A 15,346-nucleotide genomic window follows, 5' to 3' on the forward strand; every position below is an offset into this window, starting at 1 on the left:
CGCGAGCAAGCTCGCTCCCACAAAGGGGATTTTGGCTGGGTAGGGCTCTGGGGTGTCGCTCCAGAGCCCTTTTGTTGCTCAGTAGCGGATCATCACCGATTTCAGTTCGGTGTAGTCGTCGATGAATGCACTGCCGAATTCACGGCCCACCCCGGAAGACTTGCTGCCACCAAAAGGCACGGCTGGGTCGAGCAGGGTGTGCATGTTCACCCATACCGTGCCGGCTTCGATGGCGGGGACCATGCGCAGGGCCTTGCCCAGGTCGTTGGTCCAGAGGCTGGCGCTCAGGCCATAGGGCGTGTCGTTCATCAGTTCCAGCAGTTCCTCCTCAGTGTCGTAAGGAAAGAACGTGGCGATCGGGCCGAAGGTTTCTTCGTTGAGCAAGGCGTCGTCGCGGCGATTGGCGAGGATGATGGTCGGCTCGACGTAGCAACCCGGCCCATCGATCAGCTTGCCGCCGTGGATGATGGTGTTGTTCTGCGCACGGGCCTTGGCGAAGAACTCCGCGAGTTTGTGCTGGTGCTGGCGGTTGGTTACCGGGCCGAATTCGGTGCGTTCGTCCAGGGGCGAGCCGATGGTGAGTTTGCCCAGGCGCTGGGCCAGTTTGTCCATGATCGACTCGATCTGCGAGCGGTGGACGAAGAAGCGTTCCGCCGCCGCGCAGATTTGTCCCGAATGCAGAAAACCCGCCTCGATGATGCCGTTGACCGCCACCTCAGGGTCGATGTCACGCAGGAACCCCGCCGCATTCTTTCCGCCCAGCTCCAGGGTCGCCCGGGTCAACCCGGCCCCCATGGCCGCCTGGCCCACCGCCAGGCCGGTGGGCACGGAACCGGTGAATGAAACCTTGTTGGTGCCCGGGTGTTCGATCAGCCCCTTGCCCACCTGGCCGCCACCCGTCAACACATTCAGGGCACCGGCCGGCAGGCCGGCCTCCATGGCCAGTTCGGCGATGCGCAGAATGGTCAGGGGGGTGAACTCGCTGGGCTTGATGATGACGCTGCAACCGGTCACCAGGGCTGAGGCCAGTTTCCAGATGGCGATCATGGTGGAGAAATTCCACGGCACGATACCGACCACCACCCCAACCGGTTCGCGCAGGGTGAACGCGGTGTAGCGTTCGCCAGCGAAGGAGGGCAACGAGGGCGTGATCGTCTCGCCATTGATCTTGGTCGCCCAGCCGGCGTAGTAACGCAGGAAGTGCGCGGCCTGGTCGACTTCGAAGGCCCGCGAGATGTGGATGATCTTCCCCGACTGGCAGGTTTCGATCTGCGCCAGCTCTTCGCGGTTGCGCTCCAACAGGTCCGCCAGCTTGAGCAGCACATGGCCGCGCACCGCCGGCGCGGTTTGGGACCACTGCTTGAAGCCGCGACGGGACGACTGCACCGCCGCATCGATATCGCTGGGGCTGGCGTCGCTGACCTGGGCGATGACCTGGCCGGTGGCGGGGTTGACCACGTCCAGCGTCTGGCGGCTCTGGCTTTCGACATAACCTCCGTCGATGAACAGGGCGTGGCGTCGACCGAGAAAGGCTTCGACCTGAGGCAGCAGGGCAATATCGCTCATGAGGGTTTCCTGATCGCGAACAAGGGAAAGCCCGAGAGTAATCCCGGCACGACCGCCCGGCTTGACTGTGCCTGCCGTGCGCTATGTCTGTGGCTGCCAGCCCGTGGGGCTGGCAGCCAGGAGCAAGGTCCGTGCAGGCAGGGACAAGCCAGCCTGGCCGGTTTGCGATCAGATCCGGTTTCGACTTGATAGGCAAAGGGGCGGGCGATGTTTCTCCAGACCAACAAACAGAAACTGGCGTTGATCGTACAGGTGCAGCGTGTGCTGGCCGGTGAAACGGAGGGCACGCCGACGCTCGACGCCTATGCGCCCCTGCGGACCGTCCTTGAGCAGCATGCGCGGCAGATGGCGAACACCACTGCGCAGTTGCACCAGGCCGAGGCACAGGTAGAGGCGCAAACCCTGCGCTGGCAGCACAGCGAGCAGGCGTTGCACCAGGCTCGCCAGCAACTGGAGCAAGCCCACGAGCGCGAGCAGGTGCTTGAGCGTCGTCTGGGCGAACACGACCAGCAACTGCAGCAACATCGCCAGGATGCGCAGATCTGGGAGCTGCTGCAGTCGACCCTGACGGAAGGTTGCTGGGACATTACCGTGGTCGACGGTGATCTCCAGCACCCGGCCAGTGCCATGCGCTTTTCCAGTCAGTTCCGGTCGCTGCTGGGTTACGGGCCCGACGACTTGCCCGATGGCTGGGATGCCCAGGTTGGCATCACTCACCCGGATGACTTGCCAAAGATCATGGCCATATTCGAGCGGGAGATCCTCGGTCCCCAGGGCAGCGGTGAATATGTCTTCGAATACCGCATGCGCCACAAGCGCCGGGATTACATCTGGTGCCGCGAGCGCGGGCGGGCGGTACGCGATTCGCACGGGCAACTGGTCCGGGTCATTGGTGCGGTGCGTGATATCAGCGATGAGCGCTCGGCCCAGTCCACCCATCAGCGCATGCTGGAGCAGAACCAGGTGACCTACGCCCAGATTGCCACGGTGGTAGGGGTGATCAAGGGCATCGCCGACCAGACCAATCTGCTCGCCTTGAACGCCGCGATTGAGGCGGCCCGGGCCGGTGAGGTCGGACGCGGTTTCTCGGTGGTGGCCGATGAGGTGCGCAAGCTGGCGCAAAGCACCCGGCAGGCGACCCATCAGATCCAGACCATGTTGCACCAGCACAGGTAAACAAGGTGATCGCTACCCCGTAGGAGCTGACGAGCGGAGCGAGGCTGCGATCTTTCCCCCAACACTTGAGTCCCAAGGGAAAGATCAAAGGATCACAGCCTGCGGCAGTTGGCTGTCAGAACGGAACCGCCACCACCAACTGGCTGTAGACGTTGGTGCCGTTGCCGCCGACCTGATTGCCACCGTTGTCCGCATCCTTCTGCGGCTTGTACAAACCTACCAGCGGCGTGACGATCAGGTGTTCGTTCACCGCCCATTCCACGTACAGGTCCAGTTCCCGCGCGTCGAGGTTCAACGCTTGGCGGCCGTGCAGGGTCTGGTAGTCGAAGAACAGCGCACCAAGGGTCACGGTTTCTGCGGGTTTGAGCTTGAGGCCGACGTGCTGGATGGCGGTGTTGCTGTTGAACGGGCCGGCATAGTTACCCGCCACTTCACCCTGGAACCAGGTGCCATAGCCGCGGCTCTGGCCGTTGAACATCGAGTCCCAGTCTTTGGAATAGCGGCTGTAGCGATAAGTCAGGTCAGGCGTCCAGGGCAGGTCGGCGAAGGTGTAGCCGGCTTCGGCGTACCAGGCTTTCTCCGGGCTCGCGTCCTTGTCCTGCCAGGCGTACTCGAAGGCGAAGTGAGCATTTTCGATGCCAGCATTGCCGGCGCCGCGCAGGCTGTAGATATCCATGCCTTCGCGTTGCTTCTGGAAATCGCTGGCGTAGCGGTCATCGACATCGATGCCATGGATATAGGTCAGCCCCAGGGTACCAGGCGCCGCGGTGTATTCCAGGGTGCCGGCAGCCATTTCGGTGTTGGCCTGGGCGCGGTTGTCGGACTTGAGCCACATCAGGCTGCCATGCACGCCTTCCTTGCCGCCCAGGCGCAGCACAGCGGTCTCGTCGAAGGCATGCCGGGCCGCCAGGTAATAGGCGCCGCCGCGATTGAGCTCGCCATCGGCCACGCCTTTGCCCAGGTTCAAGCCATCGTCGTTGATGATGAAACCATCGCCGAGGGTAATCACTTGGCGGCCGTAGGACAGGTCGACCCCGTCCTTGCCCAGTGCCGGGAACAGATCCCCCGAGCGCCAGCCGGCAAAGGCTTCGTCGAACTTCGTGGTGCGTTCGGAGCCATCGCTCAGGCCGGCCGCATCGCCGTCGCCCCAGGTCCCGGAACTGACCAGGTTGGCCGTGCCGTAGACACTGCCCAGGCTGCCGAGTGTCTGGTCGATACTCAGGCCATACTTGATGAAGCCTTCGCGCCAGCTCGAACCACCGGCGGTGCCGTCGTAGTTCTTGCGGCTGTTGAACAGTCCGTAGACTGCCAGGAAGTTGCCGGTGACGGTGGTGTCTTCGTCGGCGTAGAGCTCATAAGCGTGAGCCGATGAATCGGCGACCAGCAGGGCGATGCCCAAGCCGATGGCATTGCGCAGCAAAGGTGTACGGCGTGTGTGCTCCATGGTGGATTCCCCAGTGTGATAGGACAGCAGAGCGCGCATTAAAGGGAGCGGCACCCGGGGAAGTCTTCCACCTGCCTGCCATGGAGTTGATCCAGGCCGCCAGCGTGGCAGCGTTGGCAGGCAGCAACAAAACCGGCGGCAGACACGGGCAAGACGCCCGGGGCGGGGCGGCGCAGAGTAAGGCTGCACGCAACGCCGTTTCGATCAGGGACCGGTTGGGGAAGGCATGATCGCCGGCTCCTGGACGGCTGTGGCATCCATACTAAAAATCCGCTTTCGAGGATCTGCACGATGTCGATCAATGACAGGCTCACCGAGCACTTGAACCGGGGTTCGGTGGGTTTTCCCACCGCGTTGGCCAGCACCATTGGCCTGATCATGGCAAGCCCCGTGATTCTCACCGCGACCATGGGCTTTGGCATCGGCGGCAGCGCCTTTGCCGTGGCGATGCTGATCGCCGTGGTGATGATGCTGGCCCAGGCGACGACGTTCGCTGAGGCAGCGTCGATTCTTCCGACCACTGGCTCGGTCTATGACTACATCAACTGTGGCATGGGGCGTTTCTTCGCGATCACCGGCACCTTGTCGGCCTATCTGATTGTCCATGTGTTTGCCGGTACCGCCGAAACCATCCTGGCCGGCGTCATGGCCCTGGTGAACTTCGAACACCTTAACACCCTGGCCGAATCGGCCGGCGGTTCCTGGTTGCTGGGCGTGGGGTTCGTGGTGGTGTTCGGGGTGCTCAATGCGTTCGGTGTCAGTGCCTTTGGCCGGGCCGAAATCATCCTGACGTTCGGCATGTGGACCACCTTGATGGTGTTCGGCGTGTTGGGCCTGATCGCCGCGCCGGCGGTGGAGCTGGAGGGCTGGTTCGGCGCGTCCGTGGTGGGCACCGATCTGGTCACGGTGCTGTCACTGGTGGGCATGGCCATGTTCATGTTTGTCGGCTGCGAATTCGTCACGCCGCTGGCGCCGGACCTGCGCCACTCCGCCCGGACCATGCCCCGGGCGATGATGCTGGGCTTGTTCAGCGTTGCCACCTGCATGTTCATCTACGGCGCGGCGATGAAGCGCCAGGTGGAAAACGTGTTGCTCGATGCCACCAGCGGCGTGCATCTGCTGGACACCCCCATGGCGATTCCACGGTTCGCCGAACAGGTCATGGGCGATATCGGCCCGATGTGGCTGGGCATCGGTTTTCTGTTTGCCGGTGCGGCGACCATTAACACCCTGATGGCCGGCGTGCCGCGGATTCTCTATGGCATGGCGGTGGACGGCGCGTTGCCGAAGGTCTTCACTTATCTGCATCCACGCTTCAAGACGCCGCTGGTGTGCATCCTGGTGGCGATGCTGATTCCTTGCCTGCATGCGCTGTGGCTGGGCGGCAATCCCGACAACATCATGCACCTGGTGTTGGCTGCGGTGTGCGCCTGGAGTTTTGCCTACCTGTTGGTGACCGTGTCGGTGGTCAGCCTGCGGATTCGTCGCCCTGATCTGCCGCGGGCCTATCGCTCGCCGTGGTTCCCGTTGCCACAGATCCTATCCAGTGTCGGCATTGTGTTGGGCATGTGGTTCATCACCCCACCCGGCATGAATCCGGCGGACATCTACGTGCCCTTCGCGGTGATGCTCGGTGGCACTGCGGCGTACGCCTTGTTCTGGACCCTGGTGGTGCAGAAGGTCAATCCATTCAAGCCAGCGTCGGTGGAAGAAGTGCTGGCCAAGGAGTTTTCCCATGAGCCAGGGCAATCTGCGGGCGAGTTTATCGACCCTGCTGCAAAAGCTGTCTGAGTTGTTCAGCTCCCAGCGCGCCCCGGCCGGTTATCGGCCCGGGGTGACCCTGGAGCACCTGCGGCGCAACCTCGCATTGGCACGATTCGAGGTCGCGGGCCCGGCCATGGCCACGGTAGTTACCGACGACGGCAGCTTGCACTTGGAGATCATCGAACGCACCGAGTCGCAGTTGTTGATGCACTTGGTGATGACCGAGTTCGTCCTGCGCGTGCCTGCTTCCCGAGAGGGCACGGCATGCCTGGAACTGCACCACGGCGGGGCTCTGCGGCGCAGTGGCATTCGTTGCCGGCAGCGGGACGGGCGCAGTGACCTGGCGACTCGGTTGCAGGCGGCCGTGGAGACGGATCCTGCGTTGTATCAGGCTCTCATGCCGCTGGATTTCAAGCGGCTGCGCATCGATCTGCAGGGGCGCCAGTGGTGCGTGCGCCTGGAACACATGGGCGGTAGCGAAGTGGTCAATCGCATGCCGGGCTTTCGACGTTACATCCCGTTGAGCCGCGAGCAGCGCGGCGCCTTGCTGGCAGCCTTGAGCGGCCTGCAGCGGGTGCTGGCAACGCTCTGATGCTGTTGTGCTGTCCTGGCATCATTCCTGCTACTGCTCTGGCGATCAGGTACTTGTTGCGCGCATATAGATAACATGTTAACTATTGCCGCACAAAAACAAAAAGCCACTGCGGAGAATGCCATGAGCATGCAACAGGTTGGGCAGGACGGTCTGGACATCTGGAACCGGGATCTGCGGGCGACTTGCGGCCACTTCGATACCGAGCTGGCCTTCAATCGCGCCTTGTTCATTGGTGAGGTGTCGAACTTCCATCGGGGTGGCCTTGCCCTGGCGAACCTGCGCACGAATGCCGGTAGCATCAAGCGTCACTCACCCAGCGCCGATCACGATGATGACCAGGATTGCCTTTTGGTCAGCCAGCGCAGTGGCTACTGCCGCATTACCCAGAACGGTCGGAGCATCCAGTTGGCGCCCGGTGAATTGTTGTTGATGGATTCCGTTGGGGCGCTTGAGATCACCCCGTTCGGCCTGATCGAGCACGCGGTGCTGTCCTTGTCTCGCCAGGACGTGTCGCGACAATTGGGCGGGGAAACCAAGACCTTCGGCAAGGTTTCGTCCAGCAAGGCGTGTGGACGGATGCTGCATGTGCTGATGGACCAACTGTGCAAGGACACACCGGACGGCGAGGGCGCGGCGGGCGAGGGTGAAGCCTTGCAGAGTGCCTTCGTTTCACTGTTGGGCTCGGCCCTGGAACAGGGGAGCGATGGCCGTGACGAAGGGGTGGCCTTGCAGGGCAGTCACTTGCGCAGCTACGTGCAGAAGGTCATCGACGAATCACTCACCCAGCCCGGCCTCAGCCCGGTGGGCCTGGCCAATCGACTGAATATCTCGGTGCGGCATCTGTATCGCTTGTTCGAAGAGCAGGATGACAGCGTTTGCCGCTACATCCAGCGGGCCCGCCTCAAGCGCAGCGCCGATGACCTGACCAACCCGTTCCTGCGGGACGAGTCCATTACTTCGATCGCCTACAAGTGGGGCTTTACCGATTCGGCGCATTTCAGCCGTTCGTTCAAGAAGCAGTTTGAGCTGTCGCCCAAGGAGTTTCGGTCCAGCCGTTTGCAGGTGGGGCAGGGGGTGGCTTGAATGAGGTCGTCGTTGACTGGACGGTCGCTATCGCGAGCAAGCTCGCTCCCATAAAGGGATTTGTGCTGAACATGAGTTTTGCGGGTGACACTGGAAAGTGTGGGAGCGAGCTTGCTCGCGAAGGCGGCGGTACATTCACCACCATCGTCAGCGAGGCACCGCTCCCATAGGTTCAAACCTCCGGCAACGTCGAACCCCCATCGACCACCAACGTCTGCCCGGTCACATAACTGGCCAGGCTCGACGCCAGGAACAGCATGGCGCCGGCGATGTCGCTCGGTTGACCCAATCGACCCAGCGGCACCCGGCGGGCAATGTCCTGGTTGACTTCATCGTCGCCCAGGTTGGCCATGGCCGGTGTCGCGATCATGCCCGGCTCGACCCCGTTGACGCGGACATTCTCGGCCGCCAGTTCCAGCGCGGCGTTGCGAATGAAACCATTGACCCCGGCCTTGGAGGCCGCGTAGTGGCTGAGCCCCGGATACGCCACCCGCGGGCCGGTGACCGAGGAGGTCACCAGCACGCAGCCTCGGCCCTGGCGCCGGAACATCGGCAGCGCCGCCTGGGTCAGCCAGAACAGCGCCGACAGGTTCACCGCCAGCGTTCGCTCGAGCATCGCCGGGGTGATCTCGGCGAACGGCGTCAACGGAAAATACCCGGCGTTGTGCACCAGGGTATCCAGCCTCCCCAAGCGCTGTTCCAGCGCGCTCATCATTTCGAAGATCGCCGTCGCGTCGGCCAGGTCAACGCCCACCGCCTGCACCTGACAACCCACGGCCGTCAGTTCGTCGGCTACCGCCTCGGCGCGGGCCAGGCCCAGGTCGGCGATGACCACGCGTGCCCCGCGCAGGGCAAACGCTTCGACGATGGCCCGGCCGATGCCCTGGGCGCCGCCCGTGACCAGTACGGTCTGGCCGCTGAAATCCAGATCCTCAGACATCGCTGGCCTCCATCCGGCTGAAGGCCAGTGTCGGCACGTCGACGATGCTGGAGCCGCCATCGGCCACCAGCGTCGCCCCGGTGATGATCGATGCATCGGGCGAGGCCAGGAAGCGGCAGACGTTGGCGATTTCCTCCGCACTGGCAGCCCTGCGCAACGGCACGTCGGCGCAGACCCGGTCATAGGCCTGCTGCAACGTTTCGCCATGGAACTGCATCAATGCCTGCATTTCTTCATCGGCCATAGGCGTGCGGACCCAGCCAGGGCAGACCGCATTGACTCGCACGCCATGAGGCCCGTAATCCCTTGCCAGGGAGCGGTTGAGGCCCAGCAGGGCGTGTTTGGCGGTGGTGTAGCCGCACACGTGGGGGCCTGCAGCCAATGAAGCGATGGAGGCGATCAGCACAATATTGCCGGCGTTTTCCTGCAGCAGTGGCAGGCATGCCCGGGCGCTGTAGAAGGCGCTGTCGAGGTTGCTGCGCAGGGCCGCTTCCCAGGCCGATGGCTGAGTCTCAGTGGCGCTGCCCATTCCCAAGCCACCGGCACAGGCGAGCAGCACGTCGAGTCGGCCATGACGCGCGCGAATCTGCTCGACGAAGCCGTCCCAGGTGTCTGGACAGGCCGCGTCGCCCACCAGCACCAGGCCGCCGATGTCCGCGGCGAGTGCTTCCAGGGGCTCGCGACGGCGGCCGATCAGCACCAGGTTGGCGCCTTCGGCGGCATACAGGCGAGCGCAGGCGGCGCCGATGCCGGTACCGGCACCGGTGATCACTACGGTGCGTGATTCAGGCATCGGGATACTCCGTCTGATTGAGCACCTGGCAGTAGGAACTGACCGGGAAATTGGAAAACTCATCGAAGGACTCACCGGCATAGCCGAAGATCTTGCCGTCACTGCGGTGCTGCTGCAGGTCGATCAGCACCAACCCCAGGGTCGGGATGATCTTTTCTCGCCACACGAACAGGTAAAGCTGATCGGCGATCTTGTAGGTGTCGCAGCGATCGGTGTCGCACAGGCCTTGCTCAACGCCTTTGAGGCACTGCCAGGAGTAGAACCGGTCGTTGAGGTAAATGTGTTCGTAGACTTCACTCGGGCTGTAGCGATACAGGTTGCGCAGCCCCACCAGCTCGGTGGTCGGTGCGTGCGGGCACAGGCCAGGCTGCCAGGGACGGTCGAGGCTGCCGTGCAGGAACTGCGCTTGAACCGAGGTCAATGGTTTGCCGGCCAATGCCCGGCTGTAGAGGCCTTCGCCGGTTTCCGGCTGGCTTGGCATGCGGCCGATCACGGCGGTGAAGGCGGCGCTGGCGGTATCGAGCACGAGGCTTATCGATGAGGTCAGCTCGCCTTCGCGCTTGATGAAGTCCACCAGGTACAGGCCCGGTCGTACGGATGTGGCCCGGTAGGTGGCGGTGCCGCTGGAATGCCCATCGGCGGCGTTCCAGGTCAGGGTGTCCTGCTCGAATCGGTGCTCGATCTGCCAGCCGTTGGCGAAGTGCAGGGTGAACGTCTTGCCGTCCAGGTCGGCCAGGTTTGGCAGGATGAAGGCTTCGAGGGCAAAGCCATCGGCCAGGGCGCCGACGGTGATCCAGTCTGTAGATGTGCTCATTTGCAAGGCTCCGGTGGTTGAATTAGCCACTCGGATCATGCGGCGCCGCGCAGCGGCGGCCTATCAACCAGATGGTTGATCAGAGGAACAGTGCGCTGACCAGCTCGGTGCGACTGCTCACACCGACTTTGCGGAACAGGTGGATCAGGTGAGTCTTGATGGTCGGCAAGCCCACCCCCAGTTCCCGGGCCAGTTGCTTGTTGCTGACGCCTTGACGTAACAGCCAGGCGATCTGGCGCTCCTTGGGCGTCAAATCGCCCAGTGCATCCTCATGGGCCGGCAAATGGGCCACGGCCAATTGCAACAAGGCCTGCAACGCACTGAGCTGGCTCAACTGCTGATGGGTGAAGACGCCTTGCTCGGCGGTGCGCAACAACGAAACCGCGGCTTGGGGCTGACCATCGCGATGGGCGAAGACTTCCACCACGTCGACCACGCCATAGCGTTGCAGGAAGTCGCGATAACGATGGTTGTCACGCAACGGTTGGCGGGCCATCGCCATGCCAAGCGGCACCACGGCCAGTTCGCTGGACGCGCAGTGGCGCGGCTGCAGGGGGTCGAACTGGCGGTAATTGTCCAGGTAGTCGCGGTGCATCTCGCCGCTCATCCCATGGAGGCTGAAGTCGTGGGCTTGCAACTGCCGATCCACGCAGTAGAACGCCGCCCGGCTGACGGGAACCAGTTGGGTGAAGGCGTGCAGGCAATGGCCGGCGATGTCCTGGGCGATGACGTTCATGGTCGCAACCTTCGCAAGCGGGCTGCCGGGTGGGCCGGCAGCCCTGTCCGGTCAGACTACCGCGAAGTAGTGCTTGACGAAACTTTCGCTGACCACTTCCCACAACACCGGTGTGCCCTTGGTCACGAACCAGCTGTCGCCGGCCTTGTAGCGGGTGCTCTGGCCGGTGGCTTCGTCGGTGAGGACCACTTCACCGGTGACCACGGTGGCTTGTTCGGCGAAGGGGTAGACCATCCGGAACTTGCCTTGAGTGGTGCCGAAGTAGGCGCTGCTGACCGGGTCGGTGGGGGCGCCGAAGGTCATCTTGCCGAAGGCCTTGACTTCGCCTTCGAGAATCTGCGAACCCAGGTCGGCGACGGTGCCCCAGGCGTCCAGGTCGGACAGCTGGATGTCTTTTTCGAGGGTGATGAGGGGCATGGCAGGTGACTCCTGATGATTGAAAGGAAGAAGGAGGTTGGCCGTCAGCGACGGCCGTTCCAGTAGCCCGACAGCTGATGCCAGGACTTGCCGGCGGTCAGCAGCAATGGGCGAATGGCGTCTTTGCCGATGATGGTCGGGCGGTGGATCGAACTGACCAGGTCGTAGCGCGCCGAGCCTTCGCTCATGCCTTCGGCCAGCACCTTGCAGATGATGTGGCTCGGGGTGACGCCAAAGCCTGAGTAACCCTGGACGAAAAACGCGTTGCTGCGCCCGGGCAGGGTGCCGATCTGCGGGAACAGGTTCGGGCTGCAGGCCATCGGGCCGCCCCAGGCCAGGTCGATCTTCACGTCCTTGAGGTACGGGAAGATCTTCAGCATCAGGCGCCGGTTCCAGGCCTTGAGATCCTGGGGAATGTGCTCCACCAATGGCGTGGCGGCACCGAACAGCAGGCGGTTTTCGTTGGTGACGCGGTAGTAGTCGATCACCGGGCGAATGTCGCTGTAGGCACCGCGAATCGGGCTGATGCGCTGGATCAGTTCGTCCGACAGTGGCTCGGTCATCATCTGGAAGGCGTAGGTGTTGATGGTCGAGCGGTGCAGTTCCGGTTCCAGTTTGTTGAGGAAACTGTCGCAGGCCCAGAGCAGCTTGCTGGCCCTGACCGAGCCGCGTCCGGTGCGCACAGTGATGCGTTCGCCATAGCTGACTTCCAGGGCCGGGCTGTTTTCGAAGATCCGTACGCCGTGGCTGACTACCGCCTTGGCTTCACCCAGCAGCAGGTTCAGCGAGTGCACATGCCCGCCGCCCATGTGCAGCAATGCACTGCTGTAGGCCTTGGAGCCAATGATCTGCTGCACGTCGGAGCCGCCGAGGAAGCGGATCTCATGTTTGCTGTTGATCGACTTGAAGTCTTTTTCCCAGGCCCGCAGGGTTTTTTCCTGGCGGGCGTTGAAACCCATGTAGCCGTAGCCGTGGCAGAAGTCGGCATCGATAGCGTACTTGGCGATACGGTCCTTGATGATGTCGGCGCCCAGGTCGCTGATCTCGAAGACCTGGCGCAGGCCGTCTTCACCGACGTCCTTCTTGATCTTTTCCAGGTCATGGCCGATGCCGGCCATGATCTGCCCGCCATTGCGCCCGGTGCCGCCGAACCCAAGGTAACGCGCCTCCAGCACCACGATGTTGGTGATGCCTTTTTCAGCGAGCTCCAGCGCGGTATTGATGCCGGAAAAACCACCGCCAATGACCACGACGTCGGCTTCCACGTCCTGTTCCAGCGTGGGGAAGCTGAGGTTGTATTTCTTGGTGGCCGTGTAATAGGTGGGCGTTTCGATATTGATCATGACGCAACCTGACAAAGTGAAAGGAAACTCCGATGCCACGCCTACGCAAGGCATTGCAGGGGATGGCCCTATTAAGAGCCTTGGCGGGGCGCTTGTCTTGATCATCCGTGCCGGGGGATTTGACCGAGCGCGCCATGGCGTCGAAACCTGCCCCATGAAAAGTACAATCTTGGATCTGGAAGGTGCATTTTTCACCTGCCCGCGATTGCCCATACTGGACCGGCCTTAATCACGGATCCCGCTGTTTGTGCAACCTGAGGTTGCCGGGCAAAGGCGGGATCGGCAGATGCCAATAATAAAAGAGCCCGTCCATGAAAAAGCCAAACCCGCTGCTCGAAGACCTCAAGCCCCTCCTGCCGGCCATCGCCGCCAACGCCTTCCAGGCGGAGAAAGACCGTAGCGTGCCTGCCGAGAATATCGCCTTGCTCAAAAGCATCGGCATGCACCGGGCCTTCCAGCCGAAACCTTACGGTGGCCTGGAGATTTCCCTGCCGCAGTTCGCCGATTGCATCGCGCTGCTGGCCGGTGCCTGCGCCAGCACGGCCTGGGCCATGAGCCTGTTGTGCACCCACAGCCATCAGTTGGCGATGTTCCCGGCCAAGGCCCAGCAAGAGGTCTGGGGCGATGACCCGGATGCCACCGCCAGCAGCAGCATCGCACCGTTTGGCCGCACCGAGGAAGTCGACGGCGGTGTGATGTTCAGCGGTGAAATGGGTTGGAGCAGCGGCTGCGATCACGCCGAATGGGCGATCGTGGGGTTTCGCCGGAAAAACGCCGAAGGCACCCAGGACTATTGCTTCGCGGTGCTGCCGCGCAGCGACTATGAAATTCGCGATGACTGGTTCGCGGTGGGCATGCGCGGCAGTGGCAGCAAGACGCTGATCATCGACAACGCTTTCGTGCCGGAACACCGGATCCAGAAGGCCAAGGACATGATGGAAGGCAAGTCCGGTGGATTCGGCTTGTATCCCGACAGCAAGATTTTCTACTCGCCGTACCGGCCGTACTTCGCCAGTGGTTTCTCCACGGTCAGCCTGGGCGTGGCCGAACGCATGCTGGAGGTCTTTCGCGAGAAAACCAGGAACCGTGTGCGGGCCTACACCGGCGCGGCCGTCGGTGCCGCCACCCCGGCGTTGATGCGCCTGGCCGAGTCCACCCACCAGGTGGCGGCGGCCCGTGCCTTCCTCGAGAAAACCTGGCAGGAGCACGCCGAACATGGCGAGCGCCACGAGTACCCCTGCCGGGAAACCCTGGCGTTCTGGCGGACCAACCAGGGGTATGCCACCAAGATGTGCATCCAGGCCGTCGACCGCTTGATGGAGGCGGCCGGCGGCGGCTCCTGGTTCGAGAACAACGAGTTGCAACGGCTGTTCCGCGATGCCCACCTGACCGGCGCCCATGCCTACACCGACTACGACGTCTGCGCGCAGATCCTCGGTCGTGAGCTGATGGGGCTCGAACCCGATCCGTCCATGGTTTGACCGCCTGTTCGCTGAACCCTAGAACAATAATCGAGGCCGTCCCTTGAGGCGGCCGGGAGTCTTGCATGTCCAGTCTTTGTGATACCGCTTTCGACACCCGCGCGTTCCGCCGGGCCCTGGGTAACTTCGCCACCGGCGTGACCGTGGTCACCGCCGCCACTGAAGATGGCCGCAAGGTCGGTGTGACGGCCAACAGTTTCAACTCGGTGTCCCTGGACCCGCCGCTGATTTTGTGGAGCATCGACAAGCGCTCCAGCAGCCACGAAGTGTTCGAAGCCGCCAGCCATTTCGCGGTGAACGTGCTGGCTGCCGACCAGATCGACCTGTCGAACAACTTCGCCCGCCCCAAGGAGGACCGCTTCGCTGACATCCAGTTCGAGACCGGCGAAGGTGGCGCTCCGGTGTTTGTCGATTGCTCGGCGCGTTTTCACTGTGAAAAATTCCAGCAGGTCGACGGTGGCGATCACTGGATCATGATCGGCAAGGTCGTGGCCTTTGACGATTTCGGACGCTCGCCCTTGCTCTATCACCAGGGCGCCTACTCGATGGTGTTGCCCCACACTCGCATGACCAAGCGGGAAGAGGGCCAGTCCCCCAGCAGTCATTTCCAGGGCCGCTTGAGCCATAACCTGTATTACCTGATGACCCAGGCGCTGCGGGCCTATCAGGCCAGTTACCAGCCACGTCAGTTGTCCACTGGGCTGCGCACCAGCGAAGCGCGGATGTTGATGGTGCTGGAGAACGACGCCGGGCTGAACCTGTGCGACCTGCAGCGGGAGGTGGCGATGCCGGTGCGCGAGATCGAAGAAGCCGTGGCCAACCTCAAGCGCAAGGGGCTGGTGAGCGATGAAGGCGAGCGGGTACGCCTGACCGCCAAGGGCATCGATGAGACCGAAGGGCTCTGGGCCATCGCCAAGGAACAGCAGGACAAGGTGTTCGGCCAGTTCAGCGAGGAACAGGTCGAGCATTTCAAACAAGTGCTCAAGGGGGTGATCAAGGGCGCTTGAGCGACATGACTGGCATCCACCCCTGGTCAAGCCGATGCATTTCTGTGGGAGCGAGCTTGCTCGCGATGGCGGTGGCCCCGTCGATACTGATGTTGACTGACAGGCCCCTATCGCGAGCAAGCTCGCTCCCACAGGGTTATGTGCGCAGTCCAGCGGGAGCAAGGGCCATCGCTGGATCCAGATTCTG

13 protein-coding genes and 2 pseudogenes are annotated in these 15,346 nt (G+C 62.8%); 7 read left to right on the forward strand and 8 right to left on the reverse strand.

Annotated features, from left to right (window positions below; all coding sequences use genetic code 11):
• Positions 1–78 precede the first annotated feature (78 nt).
• On the reverse strand, positions 79–1,566 hold the full coding sequence (locus J4E53_RS16070; RefSeq protein ID WP_103308684.1) for an aldehyde dehydrogenase family protein: 1,488 nt from the start codon (positions 1,564–1,566) through the stop codon (positions 79–81).
• Positions 1,567–2,193: 627 nt separating this feature from the next.
• Here J4E53_RS16070 and J4E53_RS31110 point away from each other — a divergent pair.
• A pseudogene (locus J4E53_RS31110) lies at positions 2,194–2,436 on the forward strand (PAS domain-containing protein); the annotation flags it as partial.
• Between the two features lie 69 nt (positions 2,437–2,505).
• Positions 2,506–2,733: pseudogene (locus tag J4E53_RS31115) on the forward strand (methyl-accepting chemotaxis protein); the annotation flags it as partial.
• A gap of 124 nt (positions 2,734–2,857) precedes the next feature.
• Here the strand turns inward: J4E53_RS31115 and J4E53_RS16080 are convergent.
• Complete coding sequence (locus J4E53_RS16080) at positions 2,858–4,186, reverse strand: hypothetical protein (RefSeq protein ID WP_103308704.1); 1,329 nt, start codon at positions 4,184–4,186, stop codon at positions 2,858–2,860.
• Positions 4,187–4,477: 291 nt separating this feature from the next.
• Here J4E53_RS16080 and J4E53_RS16085 point away from each other — a divergent pair, with 291 nt between their 5' ends.
• From J4E53_RS16085 to feaR, 3 genes are all read left to right on the forward strand, one after another.
• Positions 4,478–5,977, forward strand: coding sequence for an APC family permease (locus tag J4E53_RS16085; RefSeq protein WP_103308681.1), 1,500 nt, complete (start codon positions 4,478–4,480; stop codon positions 5,975–5,977).
• Positions 5,922–6,542, forward strand: coding sequence for a DUF3156 family protein (locus J4E53_RS16090; RefSeq protein ID WP_177431701.1), 621 nt, complete (start codon positions 5,922–5,924; stop codon positions 6,540–6,542). The genes J4E53_RS16085 and J4E53_RS16090 overlap by 56 nt, the downstream gene beginning before the upstream one ends.
• 123 nt (positions 6,543–6,665) lie before the next feature.
• Positions 6,666–7,628 (forward strand): transcriptional regulator FeaR, encoded by a 963-nt coding sequence (gene feaR / locus J4E53_RS16095; protein ID WP_060742156.1) that lies wholly within the window; start codon positions 6,666–6,668, stop codon positions 7,626–7,628.
• Positions 7,629–7,800: 172 nt separating this feature from the next.
• Here feaR and J4E53_RS16100 read toward each other — a convergent pair whose 3' ends face one another.
• From J4E53_RS16100 to J4E53_RS16125, 6 genes are all read right to left on the reverse strand, one after another.
• Positions 7,801–8,568 carry an SDR family oxidoreductase gene (locus tag J4E53_RS16100; RefSeq protein ID WP_060742157.1) on the reverse strand — a complete coding sequence of 256 codons (768 nt, stop codon included), beginning with the start codon at positions 8,566–8,568 and terminating at the stop codon, positions 7,801–7,803.
• Positions 8,561–9,361 carry an SDR family NAD(P)-dependent oxidoreductase gene (locus J4E53_RS16105; protein ID WP_103308680.1) on the reverse strand — a complete coding sequence of 267 codons (801 nt, stop codon included), beginning with the start codon at positions 9,359–9,361 and terminating at the stop codon, positions 8,561–8,563. The genes J4E53_RS16100 and J4E53_RS16105 overlap by 8 nt, the downstream gene beginning before the upstream one ends.
• Entirely contained in the window at positions 9,354–10,175 is an 822-nt protein-coding gene (locus J4E53_RS16110) for a molybdenum cofactor biosynthesis F family protein (RefSeq protein WP_103308679.1), read from the reverse strand. Before J4E53_RS16110 ends, J4E53_RS16105 begins: the two co-directional genes overlap by 8 nt.
• 79 nt (positions 10,176–10,254) lie before the next feature.
• Positions 10,255–10,911 (reverse strand): helix-turn-helix transcriptional regulator, encoded by a 657-nt coding sequence (locus J4E53_RS16115; RefSeq protein WP_103308678.1) that lies wholly within the window; start codon positions 10,909–10,911, stop codon positions 10,255–10,257.
• A 51-nt stretch (positions 10,912–10,962) separates the two neighbouring features.
• Positions 10,963–11,328, reverse strand: a complete 366-nt coding sequence (locus tag J4E53_RS16120) for a cupin domain-containing protein (RefSeq protein ID WP_053122428.1) — start codon at positions 11,326–11,328, stop codon at positions 10,963–10,965.
• 44 nt (positions 11,329–11,372) lie between these two features.
• Positions 11,373–12,671 (reverse strand): FAD-binding oxidoreductase, encoded by a 1,299-nt coding sequence (locus tag J4E53_RS16125; protein ID WP_060742161.1) that lies wholly within the window; start codon positions 12,669–12,671, stop codon positions 11,373–11,375.
• A gap of 311 nt (positions 12,672–12,982) precedes the next feature.
• On the opposite strand from J4E53_RS16125, the gene J4E53_RS16130 reads away from it, so the two are divergent.
• Together J4E53_RS16130 and J4E53_RS16135 are read left to right on the forward strand one after the other, a co-directional pair.
• Positions 12,983–14,152, forward strand: a complete 1,170-nt coding sequence (locus tag J4E53_RS16130; protein WP_103308677.1) for a p-hydroxyphenylacetate 3-hydroxylase oxygenase component — start codon at positions 12,983–12,985, stop codon at positions 14,150–14,152.
• Between the two features lie 65 nt (positions 14,153–14,217).
• Complete coding sequence (locus J4E53_RS16135) at positions 14,218–15,159, forward strand: p-hydroxyphenylacetate 3-hydroxylase reductase component (protein WP_060742163.1); 942 nt, start codon at positions 14,218–14,220, stop codon at positions 15,157–15,159.
• Positions 15,160–15,346: the final 187 nt, after the last annotated feature.

Source organism: Pseudomonas sp. FW305-28 (assembly GCF_017351395.1).
GTDB classification, from domain to species: Bacteria; Pseudomonadota; Gammaproteobacteria; order Pseudomonadales; family Pseudomonadaceae; genus Aquipseudomonas; species Aquipseudomonas fluorescens_AA.

Coding starts and splice junctions, on each gene's coding strand:
- J4E53_RS16070 (WP_103308684.1), bottom strand. CDS start 1,566: ATGAGCGATATTGCCCTGCTGCCTCAGGTCGAAGCCTTTCTCGGTCGA.
- J4E53_RS16080 (WP_103308704.1), bottom strand. CDS start 4,186: ATGGAGCACACACGCCGTACACCTTTGCTGCGCAATGCCATCGGCTTG.
- J4E53_RS16085 (WP_103308681.1), top strand. CDS start 4,478: ATGTCGATCAATGACAGGCTCACCGAGCACTTGAACCGGGGTTCGGTG.
- J4E53_RS16090 (WP_177431701.1), top strand. CDS start 5,922: ATGAGCCAGGGCAATCTGCGGGCGAGTTTATCGACCCTGCTGCAAAAG.
- feaR (WP_060742156.1), top strand. CDS start 6,666: ATGAGCATGCAACAGGTTGGGCAGGACGGTCTGGACATCTGGAACCGG.
- J4E53_RS16100 (WP_060742157.1), bottom strand. CDS start 8,568: ATGTCTGAGGATCTGGATTTCAGCGGCCAGACCGTACTGGTCACGGGC.
- J4E53_RS16105 (WP_103308680.1), bottom strand. CDS start 9,361: ATGCCTGAATCACGCACCGTAGTGATCACCGGTGCCGGTACCGGCATC.
- J4E53_RS16110 (WP_103308679.1), bottom strand. CDS start 10,175: ATGAGCACATCTACAGACTGGATCACCGTCGGCGCCCTGGCCGATGGC.
- J4E53_RS16115 (WP_103308678.1), bottom strand. CDS start 10,911: ATGAACGTCATCGCCCAGGACATCGCCGGCCATTGCCTGCACGCCTTC.
- J4E53_RS16120 (WP_053122428.1), bottom strand. CDS start 11,328: ATGCCCCTCATCACCCTCGAAAAAGACATCCAGCTGTCCGACCTGGAC.
- J4E53_RS16125 (WP_060742161.1), bottom strand. CDS start 12,671: ATGATCAATATCGAAACGCCCACCTATTACACGGCCACCAAGAAATAC.
- J4E53_RS16130 (WP_103308677.1), top strand. CDS start 12,983: ATGAAAAAGCCAAACCCGCTGCTCGAAGACCTCAAGCCCCTCCTGCCG.
- J4E53_RS16135 (WP_060742163.1), top strand. CDS start 14,218: ATGTCCAGTCTTTGTGATACCGCTTTCGACACCCGCGCGTTCCGCCGG.